The organism is Nocardia terrae (assembly GCF_009760405.1).
GTDB classification, from domain to species: Bacteria; Actinomycetota; Actinomycetes; order Mycobacteriales; family Mycobacteriaceae; genus Nocardia; species Nocardia terrae.
This window is the reverse complement of sequence record NZ_WRPP01000009.1, coordinates 129,233-148,978: the sequence shown is the minus strand read 5'-3', so window position 1 is coordinate 148,978 and position 19,746 is coordinate 129,233. Positions and strand designations below refer to the sequence as shown.

The 19,746-nt window shown below is 68.5% G+C and carries 18 protein-coding genes; 7 read left to right on the top strand and 11 right to left on the bottom strand.

The features are described 5' to 3' along the window. Positions 1–42 precede the first annotated feature (42 nt). Positions 43–486: a pyridoxamine 5'-phosphate oxidase family protein gene (locus tag GPX89_RS35085; protein ID WP_157392041.1), complete on the bottom strand. Its 444-nt coding sequence runs from the start codon at positions 484–486 to the stop codon at positions 43–45. 216 nt (positions 487–702) lie between these two features. Here GPX89_RS35085 and GPX89_RS35080 point away from each other — a divergent pair, with 216 nt between their 5' ends. Further along, entirely contained in the window at positions 703–1,143 is a 441-nt protein-coding gene (locus tag GPX89_RS35080; protein ID WP_157392040.1) for a DUF4189 domain-containing protein, read from the top strand. 52 nt (positions 1,144–1,195) lie between these two features. On the opposite strand, the gene GPX89_RS35075 is transcribed toward GPX89_RS35080, so the two are convergent. Next, positions 1,196–2,119, bottom strand: coding sequence for an NADP-dependent oxidoreductase (locus GPX89_RS35075; RefSeq protein WP_157392039.1), 924 nt, complete (start codon positions 2,117–2,119; stop codon positions 1,196–1,198). 321 nt (positions 2,120–2,440) lie between these two features. Here GPX89_RS35075 and GPX89_RS35070 point away from each other — a divergent pair, with 321 nt between their 5' ends. Then, positions 2,441–3,355, top strand: a complete 915-nt coding sequence (locus GPX89_RS35070) for a DMT family transporter (protein WP_198347739.1) — start codon at positions 2,441–2,443, stop codon at positions 3,353–3,355. A gap of 139 nt (positions 3,356–3,494) precedes the next feature. Continuing rightward, on the top strand, positions 3,495–4,157 hold the full coding sequence (locus tag GPX89_RS35065; protein ID WP_157392038.1) for an HAD-IA family hydrolase: 663 nt from the start codon (positions 3,495–3,497) through the stop codon (positions 4,155–4,157). A 120-nt stretch (positions 4,158–4,277) separates the two neighbouring features. Here the strand turns inward: GPX89_RS35065 and GPX89_RS35060 are convergent, their stop codons facing one another. The 3 genes from GPX89_RS35060 to pruA form a co-directional block, all read right to left on the bottom strand. Then, positions 4,278–5,705, bottom strand: coding sequence for an amino acid permease (locus GPX89_RS35060; protein ID WP_157392037.1), 1,428 nt, complete (start codon positions 5,703–5,705; stop codon positions 4,278–4,280). Between the two features lie 197 nt (positions 5,706–5,902). Continuing rightward, the gene (locus GPX89_RS35055) at positions 5,903–6,862 is read right to left on the bottom strand and encodes a proline dehydrogenase family protein (protein ID WP_198347738.1); all 960 of its coding nucleotides are present in this window, start codon (positions 6,860–6,862) and stop codon (positions 5,903–5,905) included. Further along, on the bottom strand, positions 6,862–8,514 hold the full coding sequence (pruA, locus tag GPX89_RS35050; protein ID WP_157392036.1) for an L-glutamate gamma-semialdehyde dehydrogenase: 1,653 nt from the start codon (positions 8,512–8,514) through the stop codon (positions 6,862–6,864). The genes GPX89_RS35055 and pruA overlap by 1 nt, the downstream gene beginning before the upstream one ends. A 157-nt stretch (positions 8,515–8,671) precedes the next feature. Between pruA and GPX89_RS35045 the strand changes: the two genes are divergently transcribed. After that, positions 8,672–9,952 carry a PucR family transcriptional regulator gene (locus GPX89_RS35045; RefSeq protein WP_328602678.1) on the top strand — a complete coding sequence of 427 codons (1,281 nt, stop codon included), beginning with the start codon at positions 8,672–8,674 and terminating at the stop codon, positions 9,950–9,952. Positions 9,953–9,962: 10 nt separating this feature from the next. Here GPX89_RS35045 and GPX89_RS35040 read toward each other — a convergent pair whose 3' ends face one another. After that, on the bottom strand, positions 9,963–11,192 hold the full coding sequence (locus GPX89_RS35040; protein ID WP_328602650.1) for a lipase family protein: 1,230 nt from the start codon (positions 11,190–11,192) through the stop codon (positions 9,963–9,965). A 110-nt stretch (positions 11,193–11,302) separates the two neighbouring features. Here GPX89_RS35040 and GPX89_RS35035 point away from each other — a divergent pair, with 110 nt between their 5' ends. Next, on the top strand, positions 11,303–12,382 hold the full coding sequence (locus GPX89_RS35035) for a hypothetical protein (RefSeq protein ID WP_157392034.1): 1,080 nt from the start codon (positions 11,303–11,305) through the stop codon (positions 12,380–12,382). A 59-nt stretch (positions 12,383–12,441) separates the two neighbouring features. On the opposite strand, the gene GPX89_RS35030 is transcribed toward GPX89_RS35035, so the two are convergent. Further along, the gene (locus tag GPX89_RS35030; RefSeq protein ID WP_328602649.1) at positions 12,442–13,476 is read right to left on the bottom strand and encodes a fused (3R)-hydroxyacyl-ACP dehydratase subunits HadA/HadB; all 1,035 of its coding nucleotides are present in this window, start codon (positions 13,474–13,476) and stop codon (positions 12,442–12,444) included. Between the two features lie 234 nt (positions 13,477–13,710). Next, entirely contained in the window at positions 13,711–14,523 is an 813-nt protein-coding gene (locus GPX89_RS35025) for a PhzF family phenazine biosynthesis protein (protein WP_157392033.1), read from the bottom strand. 236 nt (positions 14,524–14,759) lie between these two features. Here GPX89_RS35025 and GPX89_RS35020 point away from each other — a divergent pair, with 236 nt between their 5' ends. Beyond that, the gene (locus tag GPX89_RS35020; protein WP_157392032.1) at positions 14,760–15,938 is read left to right on the top strand and encodes a Rieske 2Fe-2S domain-containing protein; all 1,179 of its coding nucleotides are present in this window, start codon (positions 14,760–14,762) and stop codon (positions 15,936–15,938) included. Between the two features lie 9 nt (positions 15,939–15,947). Here GPX89_RS35020 and GPX89_RS35015 read toward each other — a convergent pair whose 3' ends face one another. From GPX89_RS35015 to GPX89_RS35005, 3 genes are all read right to left on the bottom strand, one after another. Next, positions 15,948–16,235: a hypothetical protein gene (locus GPX89_RS35015; protein ID WP_157392031.1), complete on the bottom strand. Its 288-nt coding sequence runs from the start codon at positions 16,233–16,235 to the stop codon at positions 15,948–15,950. 256 nt (positions 16,236–16,491) lie between these two features. Next, positions 16,492–17,154 carry a GntR family transcriptional regulator gene (locus tag GPX89_RS35010; RefSeq protein WP_328602648.1) on the bottom strand — a complete coding sequence of 221 codons (663 nt, stop codon included), beginning with the start codon at positions 17,152–17,154 and terminating at the stop codon, positions 16,492–16,494. Between the two features lie 76 nt (positions 17,155–17,230). Then, positions 17,231–18,604 (bottom strand): MFS transporter, encoded by a 1,374-nt coding sequence (locus GPX89_RS35005; RefSeq protein WP_157392030.1) that lies wholly within the window; start codon positions 18,602–18,604, stop codon positions 17,231–17,233. Between the two features lie 179 nt (positions 18,605–18,783). Between GPX89_RS35005 and GPX89_RS35000 the strand changes: the two genes are divergently transcribed. Next, a complete protein-coding gene (locus GPX89_RS35000; RefSeq protein WP_157392029.1) occupies positions 18,784–19,716 on the top strand; it encodes a dihydrodipicolinate synthase family protein in 933 nt (310 codons plus the stop codon). Positions 19,717–19,746: the final 30 nt, after the last annotated feature.

Here is a 19,746-nt window from a genome sequence, read left to right as displayed (position 1 = left end):
ACCGAAGTTCCTTCACACAGGAGGGCGAGATCAACCGATTCTTCACCCGCTCCGCCGCGTCACCGTTATTCCGCGATCGGGGTGCCACGATCGGACGACCAGCAGCTGCGCTTCTTGGTCGACGGTCGTGAGGACCACCTCGGTGAGGTCGAGATGAAACATGTGGGCGGCGGGCGGGTCGCTGTGCGCGGCCAACGCCGGTGCGGTGATCTCGACGGCCACGCCCGAGAGCTTGACATCGCCGTCGGAGGGATGGGCGTGGATGGCGCACCTCCCGTCGCGTTGCAGATCACGGGCTTTCATCGCGCCCGGCATCGAACCGAAGCTCAGGTTCGGGCCCTCGAAGGACACCTCCGAACCGCTGACCCGTGGGCTGCCGTCCCTGCGAAGGGTCGCCAGGACGTGGGTTTTGTGTGCTTCGAATCGGCGCTTCACCTGCGCTGCGAGATCGGCGGCCTCGGTTTCGAACTGATGCCAGTTGACCATTGCGCCAGTGTGTCATCGGGCACCGACATCCAAAGGTCCGGTCAGCGTGCAATTGTCCGGATTGCCGGGACGCAGGTAGCCGGGGCGGTGTACGTTGCGTTGGTTGCGATTCATTTGCTGTAGCTCGGCCCGGTTACCCGTCGTGGGTGACGTTTCGTTCTCGCGTGGCACTACATCCCGTTGAGGAAAGCGACCGCGGATCGAGGGAGCATGGCGATGACTTTTTCGGGCAACGTCTTTCGAGGTGTGGCCGCGGCGCTATCGGCCACTGCGTTCGCGGTGGTGGGGTGCGGTTCGGCAGGGGCCGAGCCGGGGCAAGACGGGCATATGTACGGGTCGTACGCGGTATCGGCGCTGCAATCCGATGATTCGATCAGTGTCGGGGCGGCATGGAATTTCCCGGATCAGGCCAGTGCGGACGATCGGGCGATGTCGGAGTGCGGTGACGGTAGCTGTGCGGTCGCGCTGCGCTATGTGGATGCGTGTGGGGCGGTGGCGTTCCGGGGCGAGCGGTTCGCGGGCGGGATCGGGCCGACCGCCGATGACGCCTCGCGCAATGCGGTGAACGCCGTCGGCCCGCCGTGGCCGCAGTCGATGAGCGCGGATGCCATGGGCAGTCCCGCGCAGGTGGCCGGGCCGCACTGCATCGGCCAGTGACGCGATCGCCGTGGCCGGTCGTGCGGCGGCACCGGCCACGGCGGGTAAACCCTCAGGGCTGCAGGATCATTCGGCCCGCCAGCCCGCCGGCCGATTTCGCGGTGAAGGCCGAGACGGCCTCGGCGAGCGGGTAGACCGCGCCGACCTGGGGACGCAGCTGGCCCTCGTCGATCAGGCGGGCCAGTTCGGCGAGCTGGTCGCGATTGGGCAGCTGCACGAAGACGATCTTGGTGATGTCGTCGCGGTCGGTCGGGAACGCCGCGTCGGCCTTGATCGTGACCAGCGTGCCGCCCGGCCGCAGTACCACCGACGACCCGGTGAGCACCTCACCGCCGACCGTGTCCACGACCAGATCGGCCTGCCCGGCGACCTCGTCGAGCTTGTCGGTATCCAGGGCGATGTAGCGGTCGGCCCCCAGTTCGGTTGCCAGCGCGCGGGAATGGGCGCGCCCGGTGCCGATCACGTGCGCTCCGGCCCAGTGGGCGAGCTGCACGGCGACCGAGCCGACCGCTCCGCCCGCGCCGTGGATGACGACCGTCTGCCCCTGCTCGAGCTTGCCGTGCTCGAACAGCGCCTGCCAGGCGGTCAGACCGGCGCGCGGCACCGCAGCGGCGTGAATGTGGTCCAGTGAGCGCGGTTTCCGGGCCAGATTGCGCGCCTCGACGGCGACGTATTCGGCGGCCGCTCCGTCGCGCAGCTGATCGTTCAACCCGAAGACCTCGTCTCCGACCGCGAATCCCGCTGTCCCGAAACCCACCGCGGCCACGACCCCGGACACCTCGTTGCCGGGGATGATCGCCTCGCGCCGATGCCCGGCCCGGCAGGTCCAGATGGGCCAGTCCAGCTCGTTGTGGGTGATGCCGCAGGCCACGACCTTGATCAATACCTCGCACAGCCCGGCCTTCGCGTCGGGCACGTCCTCGTAGACGAGTCCGGCGATGCCGGCGGTCGAATCATGGGTTCGGATGGCCTTCATGCTCGGCTCCTTCCGGGGAGCGCGTGCGCACTCCTGGTGCAGTCGGTTCCCTCGCGACGCTACGCCGGAGCGCGCGGGACCAGGATCGAATTCGGCTCCCGAGGAATAGCTTTCAGCCGATCCTCGGGCTCCTGCGGCCATCCTGTAGTCTCGTCGCGTGGACATCCACTGGCACGCTGTCACTCCGCCGCCCGTCGCCTGACCGGGCGCATCGGCTGACATTCGCTCACCGCTCCGGCTGACCTGTCACGGCAGCCCGGGCTTCGTCGTGCGCCCGTTCCGAATCCCCCCACCGGAATTCGACGACGGAGCACACCACCCGTGTCCAATCACACCTCTACCCTTGCCCCCGCGCGCCCGCACAGCGCCTCCTGGCGCGGCAGCGCACCCATCCTCGCGGCCTCGGTGCTGTGGGGCAGCACCGGCACCACGGCCTCGTTCGCCCCGGCCGGAACACCCGCCGCCGCGATCGGCTCGGCCGGACTCGCTCTCGGCGGGCTGCTGCTCTACGCCACCGGTCGCGGTAATCGCCTGCGGCCCACGGCATCCGAACGTCGCCTCCTGCTGCTGGGCGCACTGGCGGTGGCCGGATACCCGCTCACCTTCTATCCGGCCGTGTCCCGCACCGGAGTCGCGGTGGCCACCGTCATCGCCCTCGGCAGCGCTCCGGTGTTCGCGGGTCTGCTGGCCTGGGCGACCGGGCGCGGCCGACCGACCCGGCGCTGGTGCCTGGCTACCGTCCTGGCCGTGACCGGGTGCGCCCTCTTGGTCGTCGGACCCCAGCTCAGCGCCTCGACCACCCGCATCGATGGGTTCGGCGTCGTGCTGGCGGCCGCGGGTGGTCTCACCTACGCGGTGTATTCACTGGTCGGCGGCACGCTCATCGCACGAGGCCACGCCTCGAACACGGTGATGGGCACCATGTTCGGCCTCGCCGCCCTGGTGGTCGTGCCCGTCGTCCTCACCGATAACCCCGCCTGGCTCATCACCCCGCGCGGCGCGGCCGTCGCCCTGCACCTGGCGCTGTTCACCACCTTCCTCGCCTACCGCCTCTTCGGTTACGGCTTGCGCCACACCACCGTCGAGACGGCCACCGCCCTGACCCTGGCCGAACCCGCGGTCGCGGCTCTGCTCGGCGTCACGATCGTCGGCGAACGCCTGCCGGTGCTCTCCTGGTCCGGCCTGGCCGTCCTCGCCATCGGCCTCGCGCTGCTGACCCTGCCCGCCGAGCGCTGACCCTTTCTCGGGGTCAGGGAGCAACCGGCGGGGATCGCTGTCCGGATTCTGTCGGTGAGAGCTCCCTGACCTCGATCAAACGGGTTGGAGGACCGAGCGCACATTGCGCGCGCCCACGAAATGTGGTTATAACCAGTACATGACGGTTGATGCCACGCTTACCGCCCGCGGTCTGCTGCTCGACATGGACAGCACCCTCGTGAACTCCGAAGCCGTCGTGGAGTTGCTGTGGCAGCGCTGGGCCGATGAGCACGGATTCGCCCTCGAGGAAGTGCTGGCCATCGCGCACGGCCGCCAAGGCTGGGCGACCATGGCCGCGCTGCTGCCCGATCGCCCCGAGGAGCTCAACCGCGCCGACAACGCGCGCATGCTCGCCGACGAGACCCGCATCGTCGAGGGCGTCGTACCGGTCGCGGGCGCACCGGAGTTCATGGCGTCCATCGTCGCGCTGCCCCACGCCCTGGTGACCTCCGCCAATATCGCCCTCACCGAACGGCGCATGGACGCCGCCGGACTGCCGCTGCCGAGCATCCGCATCACCGCCGAATCGGTCACCCTCAGCAAGCCCGACCCGGAAGGCTTCCTGAAAGGCGCTGCCGAACTGGGCCTCCCGCCCGAGGACTGCCTGGTCTTCGAAGACTCCGAGGCGGGCATCAGCGCCGCCAAGTCCGCGGGGATGCGCGTGGTCGGCGTCGGCCCCCGCGCCATCGCCTTCTCCCCCACCGCCCATGTCGACGACCTGACCCGGATCCGCGTCGAGCCGCTCACCGACGGTCGGTTCGCGGTGCACGTATTGCGCTGAGCCGCAGCGGGAATGGCGATCGTTTCCCGGCCCGGACATGGAAGGTGCGCCCGTGGAGATTCCACGGGCGCACCGGACCGGTCGGCGTAGGCGTCGGACGCCGCCCGGAGTTCTTGTGGCTCAGGCTTTATCGACGATCACCGGCGTCGCCAGCCGCGAATGGAAGCGGGAGTAGCCGAAGTACACGATCAGTCCCGCCACCAGCCACACCGCGAAGCGGACCCAGGTTTCCCAGGGCAGCGACCAGATCAGGTAGATGGAGAAGCCGATGCCGACGATCGGGACGACCGGCATGAGCGGCAGACGGAATTCGCGCGGCTCGTCGGGGCGGGTGTAGCGCAGCACGATCACCGAGATGCTGACCACGATGAAGGCCATCAGAATGCCGATATTGGTCAGTTCCGCAACGGTATTGATGGGCAGCAGCCCGGCCAGGATCGCCGAGCCAGCGCCCACGATCCAGGTGACGCGGGTGGGCACCTTGCGGGTCGGGTGGGTCTTGGCGAACCACGCTGGCAGCAGCCCGTCGCGGCTCATGGCGTACCAGACGCGGGTCACGCCCAGCATGAAGGTGAGCACTACGGTGATGATGCCGACGATCGCGCCGACGGCGATGATGTTGGCGATGTCGGGCATGCCGGCGGCCTTGAACGCGGAGGAGAACCCGGATGTCGGGCTGATGTCCTTGTAGTTCTGCATGCCGGTGAGCACCAGGCAGGCCAGCACGTAGAGCACCATGGCGATGGCCAGTGAGTACATGATCGCCTTGGGCAGATGCTTTTTCGCCTCGGTGGACTCCTCGGCCGCGGTGCTCATGGCGTCGTAGCCGAACACCGCGAAGAACACCGTCGCCGCACCCGTCCACACCGCGCCGGTGCCGAACGGGAAGTACGGGTGGTAGTTCGCGCTATTGATCTTGAAAACGCCGAGCACGATGATCAGCACCACGATCGCCACCTTGATCCCCACCGCGACCGTCTCGAACCGCCCCACACTGCGGATGCCGCGCGAGAGGATCCACGCGCTGCCCAGACAGAACAGGATCGCGAAGACGTCGACCACGTGCCCGTCGCCGGTGCCCGAGGCCCCGAGCATCCAGTGCGGCAAGTGGATTCCGATCTGATCCAGCAGGAAGTTGAAATACCCGGACACACCGATCGCGACCACCGCCGCCACCGCCACGTACTCGAGCAACAGGTCCCACCCGATGAACCACCCGCCCAGCTCACCGAGCGACACGTACCCGTAGGTGTAGGCCGACCCCGCCTTGGGCACCATGCCCGCGAACTCCGCGTAGCACAGCGCCGCGCACGCACTGGCCACACCGGCGATCAGGAACGAGATGAGAACCGAAGGCCCCGTGGTCTTGTTGGCCACCGACCCGGCCAGCGCGAAGATCCCCGCGCCGATGATCCCGCCCACGCCGATGGCCGTCAGCTGCCACAGACCGAGATGTTTGGACAACTGCTCATCCGACGGCGTGTCTTCCACCACGTCCGAGATCGGTTTGCGGCGCAAGATCTGGCCGCGCAATTCCGCGAGGGACATGCGGGATCCTTTCGTTCCGCTGCGCCCCGCTCCGATGCAGAGACGCAGGTCACATTCCGAGCTAGCTCAGCTAATCGGAACACGCCCGACGCTGGGATCAGGCGATTGGTTAAATAAAGTTCAGAAACGTTGTCCGACCGGCCAAAGCCTGCGGTTTCGGCGGCGGCCGCGTGTCGCGCCGCGGCTCGCCGCCACGGTCAGCGGCGTGCGCCGGGACCGAACGAGCGCAGGAAGAACGCGAGATTGGCTGGGCGCTCGGCCAATCGGCGCATGAAGTAGCCGTACCACTGGTCGCCGTAGGGGACGTAGGTGCGCAGGTGTGCGCAGGTGGCGACCAGGCGGCGCTGCTCCTCGTCGCGGATGCCGTAGAGCATCTGGAACTCGAAGCGGTCGGGATCGCGGCGCGCCGACCGGACGTAGCCGAAGGCCGCCTCGAGCATGAGCGGGTCGTGGGTGGCCACCATCGGGTAGCCCTGGCCGCGCATGAGGATGTCGAGGCAGCGCAGATAGGAGGCGTCGATCTCGTCGCGGTGCTGGTAGGCGACCCCGGCGGGTTCGCGATACGCGCCCTTGCACAGGCGGATTCGCGATCCGGGGCCCGACAGGTCGCGGCAGTCGCCCTCCGTGCGCAGCAGATACGCCTGCAGCACGGTGCCCACCCACGGGAAGTCCGCGCGCAGCGCACGCACCACCGCCAGCGTGGAGTCGGTGGTGGTGTGGTCCTCGGCGTCGACGGTCACCCAGACCCCGGCGGCCGCGGCGGCGGCACAGATCTTCTGGGCGTGCTCGAGGGCGATGGCCTGGCCGTCGCGCGGCAGCGACTGGCCCAGCGCCGAGAGTTTGAGCGAAACCTCCAGCGGCCGAACCTCTCCCGCCGCGCCCGGCAGCTCGGCGAGGGATTCGAGCAGGGTCAGGTAGTGCGCGACGGTCGCGCGGGCCTGCTCGAGGTCGGTGGTGTCCTCGCCGAGGTAGTCGATGCTCGCGTAGCGCCCGGACTCGAGCAGCGCCGCGGTGGCGTGCGCCGCGTGCGCCTCGGATTCCCCGGCGACGAAGCGCCGCACCACCTTCCGGGTCGACGCCATCCCGGTGACGGTCCGTTCCACACGCGGGGACCGCGCGGCCGCCAGCAGCGCCGGACGCATGACTGTGCTGAACATCAGCGCTCCCCCGCTTCCGCCGCCTGATGCGGATACCGGTGATCGCGCGGCGGCACGAAGGTCTCCTTGATGGTGCGCGCCGAGGTCCAGCGCAGCAGGTTCTGCGCCGACCCGGCCTTGTCGTTGGTGCCCGAGGCCCGCGAACCGCCGAAGGGCTGCTGCCCGACCACCGCGCCGGTCGGCTTGTCGTTGATGTAGAAGTTGCCCGCCGCGAACCGAAGTCGCTCGGTCGCCGTCGCGACCGCGGCCCGATCGTCGGCGATCACCGCGCCGGTCAGGCCGTAGGCCGAGCCGCGATCGACCAGTCCGAGCGCCTCGTCGAACCCGCCCGGTGCCGAATCGTCGTAGACGTGCACCGCCAGGATCGGCCCGAAGTACTCGGTGCGGAACGCCTCGTCGCCGGGATCCTCGCCCAGCAGCACCGTCGGCTCAACGAACCAGCCCACGCTGTCATCGGCGCGCCCGCCGGTGAGCACGGTCAGGCTCGGGGTGGCCTTGGCCCGCTCGAGGGCGGCCACATTGCGGTCGAAGGCCCGCCGATCGATGAGCGCCCCACCGAAATTCGTGAAATCGGTGACGTCGCCGTAGGTCAGCTCCGACACCTTGCCCAGGAAATCGCCCGACATGCGCGACCACACCGACTTGGGTACGAACGCCCGCGACGCCGCCGAGCACTTCTGCCCCTGATAGTCGAACGCCCCGCGAATCAGGGCCGTGCTCAACACCTCCGGATCGGCCGAGCTGTGCGCGATCACGAAATCCTTGCCGCCGGTCTCCCCGACCAGCCGCGGATAGGTGTCGTATCCGGCCAGGTTCTCCGCCACCGACCGCCACAGATGCTGGAAGGTCCCCGTCGATCCGGTGAAGTGGATTCCGGCCAGCCGCCGGTCGGCCAAGGCCACCGCCGACACCTCGGGCCCGTGCCCGTGCACCAGGTTGATCACGCCGGGCGGCAGGCCCGCCGCCTCGAGCAGCCGCATCGTCCAATAGGCCGAAAGAGCCTGCGTGGGTGAGGGTTTCCACACCACCGTATTGCCCATCAGCGCCGGAGCGGTCGGCAGGTTCCCGGCGATCGCGGTGAAGTTGAACGGCGTGATCGCGTACACGAACCCTTCCAGGGGCCGGTACTCCACCCGATTCCACACCCCCGGCACCGAGATCGGCTGCTCGGCGAGAATTCCGCGCGCGAAGTGCACGTTGAACCGCCAGAAGTCCACCAGCTCGCACGGCGCGTCGATCTCGGCCTGATACGCGGTCTTGGACTGGCCCAGCATGGTCGCCGCCGCCACCGTCTCGCGCCACGGTCCCGACAGCAGATCGGCCGCCCGCAGGAACACCGCCGCCCGCTCGTCGAAGGACAGCGCGCGCCAGGCGGGCGCGGCCGCCACCGCCGCCTCGATCGCCTCGGCCGCGTCGGTGGCCTCGGCGACCGTGATCGTCCCCAGCACCGCCGAATGCCGATGCGGCTGCACCACATCGACCACGTCCCCGCCGCCGCGCCGCTCCTTGCCCGCGATCACATGCGGAATCTCGACCGCCGTCGCGGTGAGCTCGGCCAGCTTCTCCCGCAGCCGTGCTCGCTCCGGACTCCCGGGCGCGAAGTTGCCCACCGGTTCGTTCACCGGTGGCGGCGTGACCGTGACAGCGTCCATGACATCCTCCTGGCGAAAATGTGGCCCGAGCCACTGTGCGAATACGCCGAGTCAACCGCGAACCGCGCCACGAATATTGAGCCGATCGGCCAAACACGAGCCGCAGGTGTTGTAGGTTCGGCTGAATCCGTACCCGTCCTCGGAGGCACGCGCGTTGGTGGAGAACAAACTGGGTGATCCGATCACCGAGACGGGTGCCGTGCGAGAACTGCTGGCGGTGGACACCGACCTGTACGGGCTGGCGAAGATCGTGGCGCAGAGCGCGGGCGGCATGGTGACCATCGAGGACCCGCACTCGAAGGTGCTGGCCTACTCCGCCTCCAACGAGGCCGCCGACCCGCTACGCGTGCAATCGATCCTCGGCCGGGAGGGCCCGCGCGAGTATCTGCGGATCCTGCAGCAGTGGGGCGTCTTCGACCGGTTGCGCCAGACCGACGAGGTCGTCGAGCTGCCGGCACACCCCGAGCTCGCCATCAAACACCGCCTGGCCGTGGGCATCCGGCGCTCCGGCGACGACCGGGCGGGCACGGCGCTCGGTTCGATCTGGCTGCAGGAGGGCGAGCGTCCGTTCAAAGCCGGTGCGGCGGAGGTGCTGCGCGGCGCGTCGGCGATCGCGGCCCGCATCATCTCCCGCAGCCTGGACGCCCCCTCCACCGAGGCGCTGCTCATCCAGCGCCTGTTCGGTGCGCGCGGGGAGGGCGTGGATGTGCCGTCGGTGGCGGCGGCGCTCGGCATTCCGGTGACCGGCCCGGCCGCGGTGCTCGGTTTCGCCCTGTCCGGTGAGGCGAGCGCCGCGCGGGACCGCGAGACCCTGGGCAGCGCGCTTCGCCTGCGCGCCGGGGCATTTCGCCGCGACTCCCTGGCCACCCTCATCGGGGATCGCGCCTATGTCCTGCTGCCGCGCTACCAGTCCGCGCGCGCCGTCACCGCCTGGACCCGCCAGCTGGTCGACCAGCTGGAATCGGCCAGTGCCCTGATCCTGCGCGCGGCCATCGCGATTCCGGTCCCCGAGCTCGGCCACGTCGCCCGCGCCCGCCTGGAGGTGGACCGCGTGCTCGACAGCACCGCGGCCACCTTCCCCAGGGACCGGGTCACCACCCTGGCTGATTCGCGCACCGCGGTGCTGCTGGGCGAGATCCTCGATCTCATCGCCGCCCGCCCCGAGCTCCATGATCCGCGCCTGAGCGCCCTGATCGACTACGACCGCACCCACGCCGCCCAGCTCGAGGCGAGCGTGAATCACTATCTGCGCCACCACGGCGATGTGCGCGCCGCGGCCACCGCGCTGAGCATTCACCCGAACACGTTGCGCTACCGGCTGCGTCGCGCCCAGGACATCACCGGCATCGACCTCGACGACCCCGCCGACCGGCTGCTGCTGGAACTGCAGCTGGCCCGCCACCGCCGCGACGACCGGCCCCGCGCCGCCCGATCCTGAACCCGGGTTCTCAGTTGTGGTTGCAGCCCTGCGGCACCAGGGTTCCGGCCAGCGCGTCCTCCACCCAGAAGTGATCGATCAGCACCTCGGTCACGCCGACGATGAAGTGCTCGCCGGGCAAGGGTTGCAGGCGCACCCGCGCCCCGTGTGCGCACCAATCCCGGTACAGCACTTCCGAACTCGCGTAGGGAATCCAGATATCCTGCCGGCCGTGATACAGGAAGATCGGCATGCGCGGCGCGGTCGCGCCGGGCCGGTTCTCGGCCAGCACCTGCCGCACGATCGGCACCGACAGCGGATCGGGCACGTTGGTGAGCTGCTCGACCCGAATCGGCAGCAGCGCACCGAGATTCGATTCGGACTCCACGCACATGTCCTTGAACAGCTGCGCCAGCCGCCAGCCGTTGTCATTGAGCAGTGACAGCAGTTCCGGATACTCACGCGCCAGCCCCAGCGCCGCGGCCAGCAGCACGCCCGAGGCGGCGTTGCGGCCGTTCATGGCCGGTACGACCAGGCGGTAGTCGGTCGGCCCGCCGCCGATGAGCGCGGCGGTGATGGTGAGTTCGGGCGCGTAAGTCGCGGCCAGTTGCGCGGCCCAGCTGGTCGCGATCGCGCCGCCGGAATAGCCGGTCATCACTACCGGACTGGCCGGATCCAGCCCCGGCATCGGCGTGTGCAGCACGGCCCGCACGGCGTCGAGAATGATGTGCCCGCCCAGCCGTCCGGCCGCGTAGGCCTGCCGCGGTCCCTGATGATCGGGCACCACGACGGCGTAGTTCTTCGTCAGCAGCAGCTGAATCGGCAGTATGCCGTTGGTGCGGGACTGTTTGAGCTCCACCGAGGGTGCGCAGTCCGAGCCCAGTGAGGAGATCGGATGGTTGTAGGAGACCAGCGGCCGCGTGCCCGGTCCGGTCCATGGCGCGTTGGGCAGCAGCAGCGTGGCGACGGCGGGGATGGGCCGGTCGTGGGCGTCGGTGGAGCGCAGCAGTAGCTCCAATGCCCGTGCGGTCGGCCAGATTCCGCCGGTGGTGCGCACCGCGAGCAGGGTGCCCGGCGCTTTGGCCTCGAATCCGGGCGGCGGCACGTAGAAGGCGTCGGCGGGCGGCGTCGGCATGATCTTGGCCGGATCGCGTGGCGGCTCCAGCAGATCGGCCGCCGGATTGGCGTGCGCGGGCACAGCGAGCAGCGCTGCCGCCAGCGCCACCAGAATCCACGTCCGAATCGTCCGGATCGTCGTCACGATCCCGCATCGTGACATACCGAACGGTCCGCTTTTCGGATGTGCCTCGGCGCGGCGATCAGATCCCGCGGAATCGCCCCGTGGCGTGGCGGTTCTGGCACAGTGTCCGAATGAGGTGGTCAATTGTCCTGGTGGCGGTGCTCGCGCTGGCGACCGCATGCGCGGCGCGGACACCGGATTCCCCCTGGCGGGAACTGTCCCTGCCCCAGCACGACGCCCGCGTCCTGGAATTCGTCCCGACCGCAGACGGAGTGCTGGCGCTGGGCTCGATCCCCGCCCCCGACGGCCGCAGCCCCGCGGCCTGGACGAGCACCGACGGCAGCCACTGGACCACGATCCCGGTCCGCGGCGAGAGCGCGTACGCCAAACTGGCGGAACTGATCTCGGCCGGAGCCGGCGACCGGACCGTGGTGCTGGGGCAGGCTTTCGGTGGCGCGCACAGCAATCCGCGCATGACCATCTGGAGCGGGGATGCCCACGGGCTCACCGAGCATCCGCAGGCCATGGAGATGTTCGGCGGGCCGCACGCCATCGCGGTGAGCGCGGCCGCCGCGCTGGGCGGCACCGATCTGCTCATCGGCGACTGGGACGGGCCCGAGGGCCGCTACGGCGCGGCGTTCTGGACCTCGGCCAACGGGGCGGACTGGGTCCGTCACGCCGAGGACCCGGCGCTGTCGTCCGCACCCGGCGAGCAGACCGGCGCGTCGGGGGTCACGACCGGTCCGGCCGGATTCGTGATCGTCGGAGAAACCTTGCGCGACAACGTGCTACGGCCCGTGGAATGGACCTCGCCCGACGCCGTCGCCTGGCAGCGTCACGAAATGGCGGGCACGAACGCGGTCGCGTCCCGCGTCGCCTGCACGACCGCGTGCACCGTGCTCGGTCAATCCATCGGCGCGTCGCCACACCTGCTGTGCTGGCCCGCCGCCGACACGCAACCGGTCACCGGCCCATCCGCCACAACGGTCGACACCCTCCAACTCCTGCCCGCCGGTGCACGGATGCTGGCTCTGGCCACCTTCGACCACACTGTGCAGCTGCACTCATTGAACCCCGATTGCACCGACTGGCAACAGATTTCGCTACCCACACCGACGGCCGTGGCCCGGATGTTCGCGTTGCGCACCGGTCTGCTGCTGGCCACCACCGACGATGACCGCAGCAGACTCTGGCTGCACGCCCTGCCCTAGCGGCTCACCACTGCGGCAATGGTTCCCGACGCGGAGCCCGCACCGGGAACCGAGCGCAGTCAGGCGAGGCGGACCTCCGCGGTGGCGAGGCCGAAGATCTTGCGGCCGGAGGACTTCGCGACGATGACGACCACCGCCGTCCTGTTGTCGGGATCGATCGACTTGATGCGGCCGGTGAACTCGACGGTGCCGGCGGTGGCGGCTTCGATGATCGTGTAATTCGACAGGCGGACACCGTATCTGAGGATCGCGCCCGGGTCACCGAGCCATTCGGTGACGAAACCGGCGGCCAGGCCCATGGTGAGCATGCCGTGGGCGATCACGTCCGGGAGGCCCGCGAGCGCGGCCACGCCGTCGTGCCAGTGGATGGGGTTCGCGTCCCCGGAGACACCGGCATAGTTGACCAGGTCGCCACGGGTCAGGGTCGCGGTGCGGGCGGGTAGTTCGTCGCCGACGGCGATGTCCTCGAATCGGAACGCGGTGACAGGGACTCGCGTGCGCGAGATCCGCGAAACAGGTGCAGAGGTCTCGGATCCGGTGGCAGGCTCGCTCACCTCGACGGTCGTGCCGCCGGATCGCGACGGGGTGTCGAGCCCGCTCATGACGACGCGTTCGATTGCCGTGCTGATCTCGGCGCTGACGTCCTCACCGGTGAGACCGAGCAGGGTGGTGTCCATGCTCTGCACGAGGTCACCGCTCGCGTCGGTGAAGGTGTTGGTGATGGTGAGCAGGTCCCTGCCCCCGATGCGACGCACGGCCGACAGTTCGACACCGCTGACCAATCGGTCACCGGTGAGCACTGGTTTGTGCATCTCGAAGACCTGATCGGTCTGCACGACCACCTGGTAGCCGGTCAGCAGGGTCTCCACCAGCCTGCGGTTGGCCAGCATGGCCACGGTGGCGATGAAGGTGGTCGGTGCGACGAGACCGGAGTAGCCGAGCGCCGCGGCCGCGTCCTCGTTCCAGTGCGCCGGGTGGAAATCCTGGACCGCTCGGGCGTATTCGCGGATCTTCTCCCGCCCCACCTCGTAGAAGTCGTCGGTGCGGTAGCGATGTCCCACCAGCTCGGCCGCATCGAACGTTGCCTCTACCACGCATTTCCTCCATCCGGTTACGTCGGCACCCGTAACCGGAGCCGACAGCGCCGGATCCGCGAGTGAAACTTCACCTTCTCACACGACCCGGGGTTGTGCCGGGAAACAATCCTCCAGTCCACGAGACGGGCAGTCCCGCAGTGGGCTTTCCGCCGCCGAGATCGCTGGAGGCCGTCGAATTCAACTGTGCTGGCACAGGATTCAGCGTGCGCGCGACCGATCCCGGCCAGGAGGTCAGGCGTGCAATTCCCCGTCGATCACGGTGACCGCCCGACCGATCAAGAGGACGCGGTCACCGACGAGCTCGGTCTCGACGAGTCCGGTCCGGACGGAGACCTGCAATCCGGTCAGGACCGAACGTCCCAGGCGGGAGGCCCACAACGGCGCCAGCGCCGTGTGGGCGCTGCCGGTGACCGGGTCTTCCGGGATGCCGAGTTGCGGGCCGAAACAGCGTGAGACGAACGCGTATTCGCCCGTCGGATCATCGGCGACGGCGGTGACGATCACCCCCTTGGCCCGCAACGTCATCAATGCGGCCATATCGGGTTCGAGCCTCCGCACGACGGCTTCACCGCTGAGCTCGGCCACGATGTCGTCGAGACCGCTCGCGGCGTATACCCCTACCGGGGTGGCGCCGAGGGCTTCGGCCAGACCGGGTTCGGCCTCGATCTCGCCGAGCGAGCTGACGGGAAAGTCCAATTCGATCGCGCCATCGGTTCGCGGTCGAGCCGAGAGCTCACCGCTGAGCGTATGGAACCGTGCCAGGTTGGTGAGTGCGCCGGTGGAAACCAGCAGATGCGCAGTCGCCAGTGTGGCGTGCCCGCACATCCGGATCTCCTGGGTAGGGGTGAACCATCGCAGATCCCAGTCCTGGGTTGCGCCCGGATGCGTCGGCTTCGCGAAGGCTGTCTCGGAAAGGTTGATCTCAGCGGCCACCGACTGCATCCAGCTGTCCGACGGCCAAGCGCCGGACGGCAGCAAGCACACCCCCGCCGGATTTCCCTTGAACGGCTGATCGGTGAACGCGTCGACGATCCAAATCCTCATAGAGGCAGCGTAGGCAGCCGAATCGGGCTCCGAGGGGGAGAGCCGAGGCGGCCGCCCGGCGCGTTCGGCCCGAGCCCCGAAGTGAACTGGAACACGGTCGTTCCCAATGAAAAACGTTTCGCCAGCACCGATGTCGGCGAGGACCCACTCTGAGATCTTCGACAATTTGCGTGGCTAAGAACTTGCCCCGAAGCTGGGAATGTTCTGAATGTGTTGATGCGACAGGTGGATTGACGATGGATTCGACCGCACCGAGACAGACCCGCGGCGTGCGAGAGATCGATGTGGGCGACGCGCCCACCCGCTTCGCCCGCGGCTGGCACTGCCTGGGACTGGCGGCATCCTTCCGGGACGGAAAACCGCATGCGGTAGAAGCTTTCGGCACCAAGCTGGTCGTGTGGGCCGACTCGGACGGCGAACTGCGGGTGCTCGATGCCTACTGCCGCCACCTCGGCGGCGATCTGTCACGCGGCGAGGTGAAGAACGGCGATATCGCCTGCCCGTTCCACGACTGGCGTTGGAATGGTTCGGGCAAGTGCACCGAGATCCCTTATGCACGGCGGGTTCCGCCCCTGGCGCGCACCCGCGCCTGGACCACCCTCGAGCGCAACGGCCAGCTGTTCGTCTGGCACGACCACGAGGCCAACCCGCCCGCGCCCGAGGTCACCATCCCGCTCATCGAGGGCCCCTGCCTGCCCGACGGCGGTCACAGCGACGAGTGGACGCCCTGGACGTGGAACTCGCTGCTCATCGAGGGCGCGCACTGCCGCGAGATCATCGACAACATCGTGGACATGGCGCATTTCTTCTATATCCACTACGCCTTCCCCGTCCAGTTCAAGAACGTCTTCGAGGGCCACGTCGCCACCCAGTACCTGAAGACCAAGCCCCGCACCGACATCGGCTTCGCCGCCGACTACGGCGACACCCTGCTGGTGTCGGAGGCGTCCTACTTCGGGCCGTCCTACATGATCAACCCGCTGCGGAACAGCTTCGGCGGCTTCGAGATCGAAAGCGTCCTGATCAACTGCCACTACCCGGTCAGCAACGACTCGTTCGTCCTGCAATGGGGCATGACGCTGCACAAGCCGACCGGCCTGCCCGACGACGCGGCGCAGCTGCTGGTGGAGAAGATGGAAGAGGGCATCAGCGTCGGCTTCCTGCAGGACGTGGAGATCTGGAAACACAAATCCAAGATCGACAACCCGCTCCTGTGCGAGGAAGACGGCCCCGTCTACCACCTGCGCCGCTGGTACGACCAGTTCTACGTCGACGTCGCCGATATCGACCCGAAATCGGTGCAGCGCTTGGAATTCGAGGTCGACACCAGCAAGGCCAACGCGGTCTGGGAACGCGAAGTCGCCGACAACCTCGCCGCCCGCGCCGAACTGGAACCCTCCGCCGACACCCACTAGGGGGTGCGGTCAGTCGTCGCCCTTGGTCGCCACGCCGAACCGGACGAGCAGACCCGCGATCAGAATGGGCGCGCCGAACGCCAACGCGATCAGTCCCAGGAGTGCGGCAGGTTGCCAGTTCCCACCGGTGGTGTTCTGGCCGGCGTGGATGAACAGTACGGCGACGAACAGCAGCCCCGCCGCGACCACGCCGAGGCCGCCGAGGATCCATGCCGCGGGAAAGAGGCTCTTGCGCCCCGCGGCGGCGATCCGTCCTCGGCGCGGGCGAGCGGGGGTATTGATATCGCGCGAACTCATGGGCATCTCCTTCGGATACGGCCGTGGCGGGATCGCCCGCGGCTCGTGTTCCACCCTCTCCGCGGCCGACGATCGGTACCTCCTACGCAGGTACCGATCCGGTAGCCGGAAGTACGGACTCGCCCCTTCCGGGCGGCTGTGACTCCGGACCCGCGGGCGGCGGTCCGGTACCTCCGGCCGAAGTGCACCCCCGCTCGTGCGGACGGAGGGTGAGTCCCGAGGCCACCGAACGACGGCCAGACCTCGCCGCCCGCGCCTAGTCTTCGGGTTTGGCCCAGCGGCCGCGGGCCTGGCCGATGTGGACGCGCAGGAAGGCTTCGACGGCCTCCTGGTCGCGGGATTCGATGAGGTCGACGATGGTGAAGTGTTCGCGGGCCACGTCGACGAGCTGGCCCTTCTTGGCCAGGGAGGCGAGGCCGAACAGGCGGGTGTGGTCGCGCAGGTCCGAGACCAGTTGGGTGAGGCGGGAATTGTCGGCGTAGCCGAGCAGGGTCAGGTGGAAGAGATGGTCGGCGGCGGTGTATTCGACGAGATCGCCGCGCTCGGCGCCGTCGACGATCTTGGCGGCCAGTTCGCGCAGGCGGGGAAAGTCCTCGGCGGGGATCAGGGGCGTGACATCGCGGACGATCGGCGGTTCGAGCAGCAGCCGGATCCGGGTGATGTCGTCGAGGTCCTTCTCGGACACCTCGGTGACGCGAAAGCCCTTGTTGGGCACGATCGAAATGAGATTCTCGCGCGCCAGATCGACCATCGCCTCGCGAACGGGCGTGGCGGACACCCCGAATCGCGCGCCCAGCGCCGGCGCCGAATACACCACGCCCGGTTCCATCTCACCGGCGATGATGGCCGCGCGGAGCGCCTGTGACACCTTGTCGCGCAGGCTGACCTTCTCCATCTGGGTGAAGTGGTCGATACTCACGTCGGCATCCCCTGCCCATATCCGTTGATTCCCTCGGTCTGGGACAGTCTATGCCATATCACGTTGTATAGAGCAGTCAGCGCGAGTCGGCCGCCGCGTCCACCGCGCGCAGCGACACGCCCGCGGTCTCCCGCGCGAACCCGACGGCGACGACCGAGATCGCCGCCGCCGCGGCCAGATACAGCGAGATCGGCACCGAACTGTGGAGTCCGTTCAACAGGGCCACGGCGATCAGTGGCGCCAGCGACCCGGCCAGGATCGGCGCGACCTGATAGCAGAACGACAGCGCGGTATAGCGGACCCGCGTCGGGAACATCTCGGTCATCAGCGCGGAATACGGTGCGTAGGTGAGCGATTCGATCGCCAGGCCGAGCGTGATCGCGACGATGATGAGCGCGTAGTTGCCGGTGTCCATCATCGGGAAGGCCACGAACCCCCAGCCCGCGGTGAGCACCGCGCCGGTCAGATAGACCGGTTTGCGCCCGATCAGATCCGAGAGCAGCCCCGCGGCCGGAATCATGAACAGGTGCAGCAGATGCGCCATCAGCATCAGCGTCAGAATCGGGGCGGTGTCGACCTGCACCACGAGCTTCAGATACGTGATCGAGAAGGTCACCACGAGGTAGTAGAGGATGTTCTCGGCGAAGCGCGCGCCGATCCCGATCAGCACCGCCCGCCGATGCTCGCGCAGCACCTCCCTCAGACTCGGCGAACGGCGGTGCTCCGCTTCGTGTTTCGCCTGGGCCTCGCGGAAGATCGGTGCCTCGTCGACGCCCGAGCGCACCCAGGAGCCCAGGGCCACGACCACCGCCGACAGCCAGAATCCGACCCGCCAGCCCCAGGCCAGGAACTGCGCGTCGGACAGCAGCGCGGACAGCGCCAGCATCACCAGTGTCGCCGCGACATTGCCCAGCGGCACTCCCGCCTGCGGCCAGCTGGCCCAGAACCCGCGCCGGTGATCGGGGCTGTGCTCGCCGACGAGCAGCACCGCCCCGCCCCATTCGCCGCCGAATGCGAAGCCCTGCAGCAATCGCAGACTCACCAGCAGGATCGGGGCCCAGTATCCGATGGCCCCGAAGGTCGGCAGGCAGCCGATCGAGAAGGTCGTGACACCGACCGCGACCAGACTGATCTGGAGTAACGCCTTGCGCCCCAGGCGATCTCCGAAATGCCCGAACACCATTCCGCCGAACGGCCGGGCCAGGAAGCCGACCGCGTACAGCGCGAAGGCCGCGATGACGCCGTCGACCGCTTTGCCGTCGGAACGGAAGAACACCTGACCGAAGACCAGCGCCGAGGCCGTGCCGTAGAGGAAGAATTCGTACCATTCGGCGACCGCGCCGGCCATGGCCGCGGCCACGATCCGACCGAGTCCCTTGGGCGCCTGGGCTTTCGCGCCGCCTTCGGTGAGCAGTCGACCGGTTTCGGTGCCATCGTCGACAGCGGTCATCGCCACCCTCATCGCTTGGTGATGTGTGACATTGCACCGTAGAGAAGTGGCGGTGATCACGTCAAGTGGTTGCGCAACATGGCCGACACCGGTTAGCGTCAGTGCAATGTCACACCGCACTGTGTGGCATGGCGCGACCGGGCGCTTCACCCGGACTCTCGACTCGACGGAGGCCCACCATGTCCGAATCGACCACGCCGGCGGCGACACCGACCACCGCATCGGTGAACAAGCCCTGGCACGGGGTGCTGGTCGCGACGACCCTGCCGTTCACCGCGGACCTCGAGGTCGACTACGACGCCTACGCCGAACACGTGGCGTGGCTGGCGGCCAACGGCTGTCACGGCGTGAGCCCCAACGGCTCGCTCGGCGAATACCAGACCCTGGGCGACGAGGAGCGGGCCCGCGTGGTGACCACGGCCGTCGCCGCGGCCCCCGCCGGATTCACCGTCATGCCGGGCATCGCCGCTTACGGTGCGCTGCAGGCGCGGCGCTGGGCCGAGGAGGCCGCCGAGGCCGGTGCGCAGGCGGTGATGTTGTTGCCGCCCAACACCTATCGCGGCGGACGCGACTCGATCCTCGACCACTACCGCACGGTGGCCCAGGTGGGACTGCCGATCGTGGCCTACAACAACCCCATCGACACCCGCATCGACCTGACGCCCGACATTCTGGCCGAACTCCATGCCGAGGGCCTGATCGTCGGCGTCAAGGAGTTCACCGGCGATGTCCGCCGCTTCTACGAGATCAAGGAGCTGGCACCGGATCTCGACGTGCTGGTCGGCTCCGACGATGTCGTGCTCGAGCTCGGCATCGCCGGCGCGGTCGGCTGGATCGCGGGTTACCCGAACGCGATCCCGCAGGTGACCGTCGAGCTGTACAACGCGGCGGTGAACCGGGATCTGGACAAGGCGCTGCCGCTGTATCGCGAGCTGCACAAGCTCCTGCGCTGGGACTCGAAAACCGAATTCGTGCACGCCATCAAGCTGTCGATGGATCTGGCCGGACGCCGCGGCGGCGCGTGCCGCCCGCCCCGGGTCCCGCTGGCCCCGGAGCTGGTCGCCAAGATCACCGCCGACACCCGCGAGGTGCTGGCCCGGGGCTACCACTAGCCGAAACACCCTCAGCCACCAGCGAATACG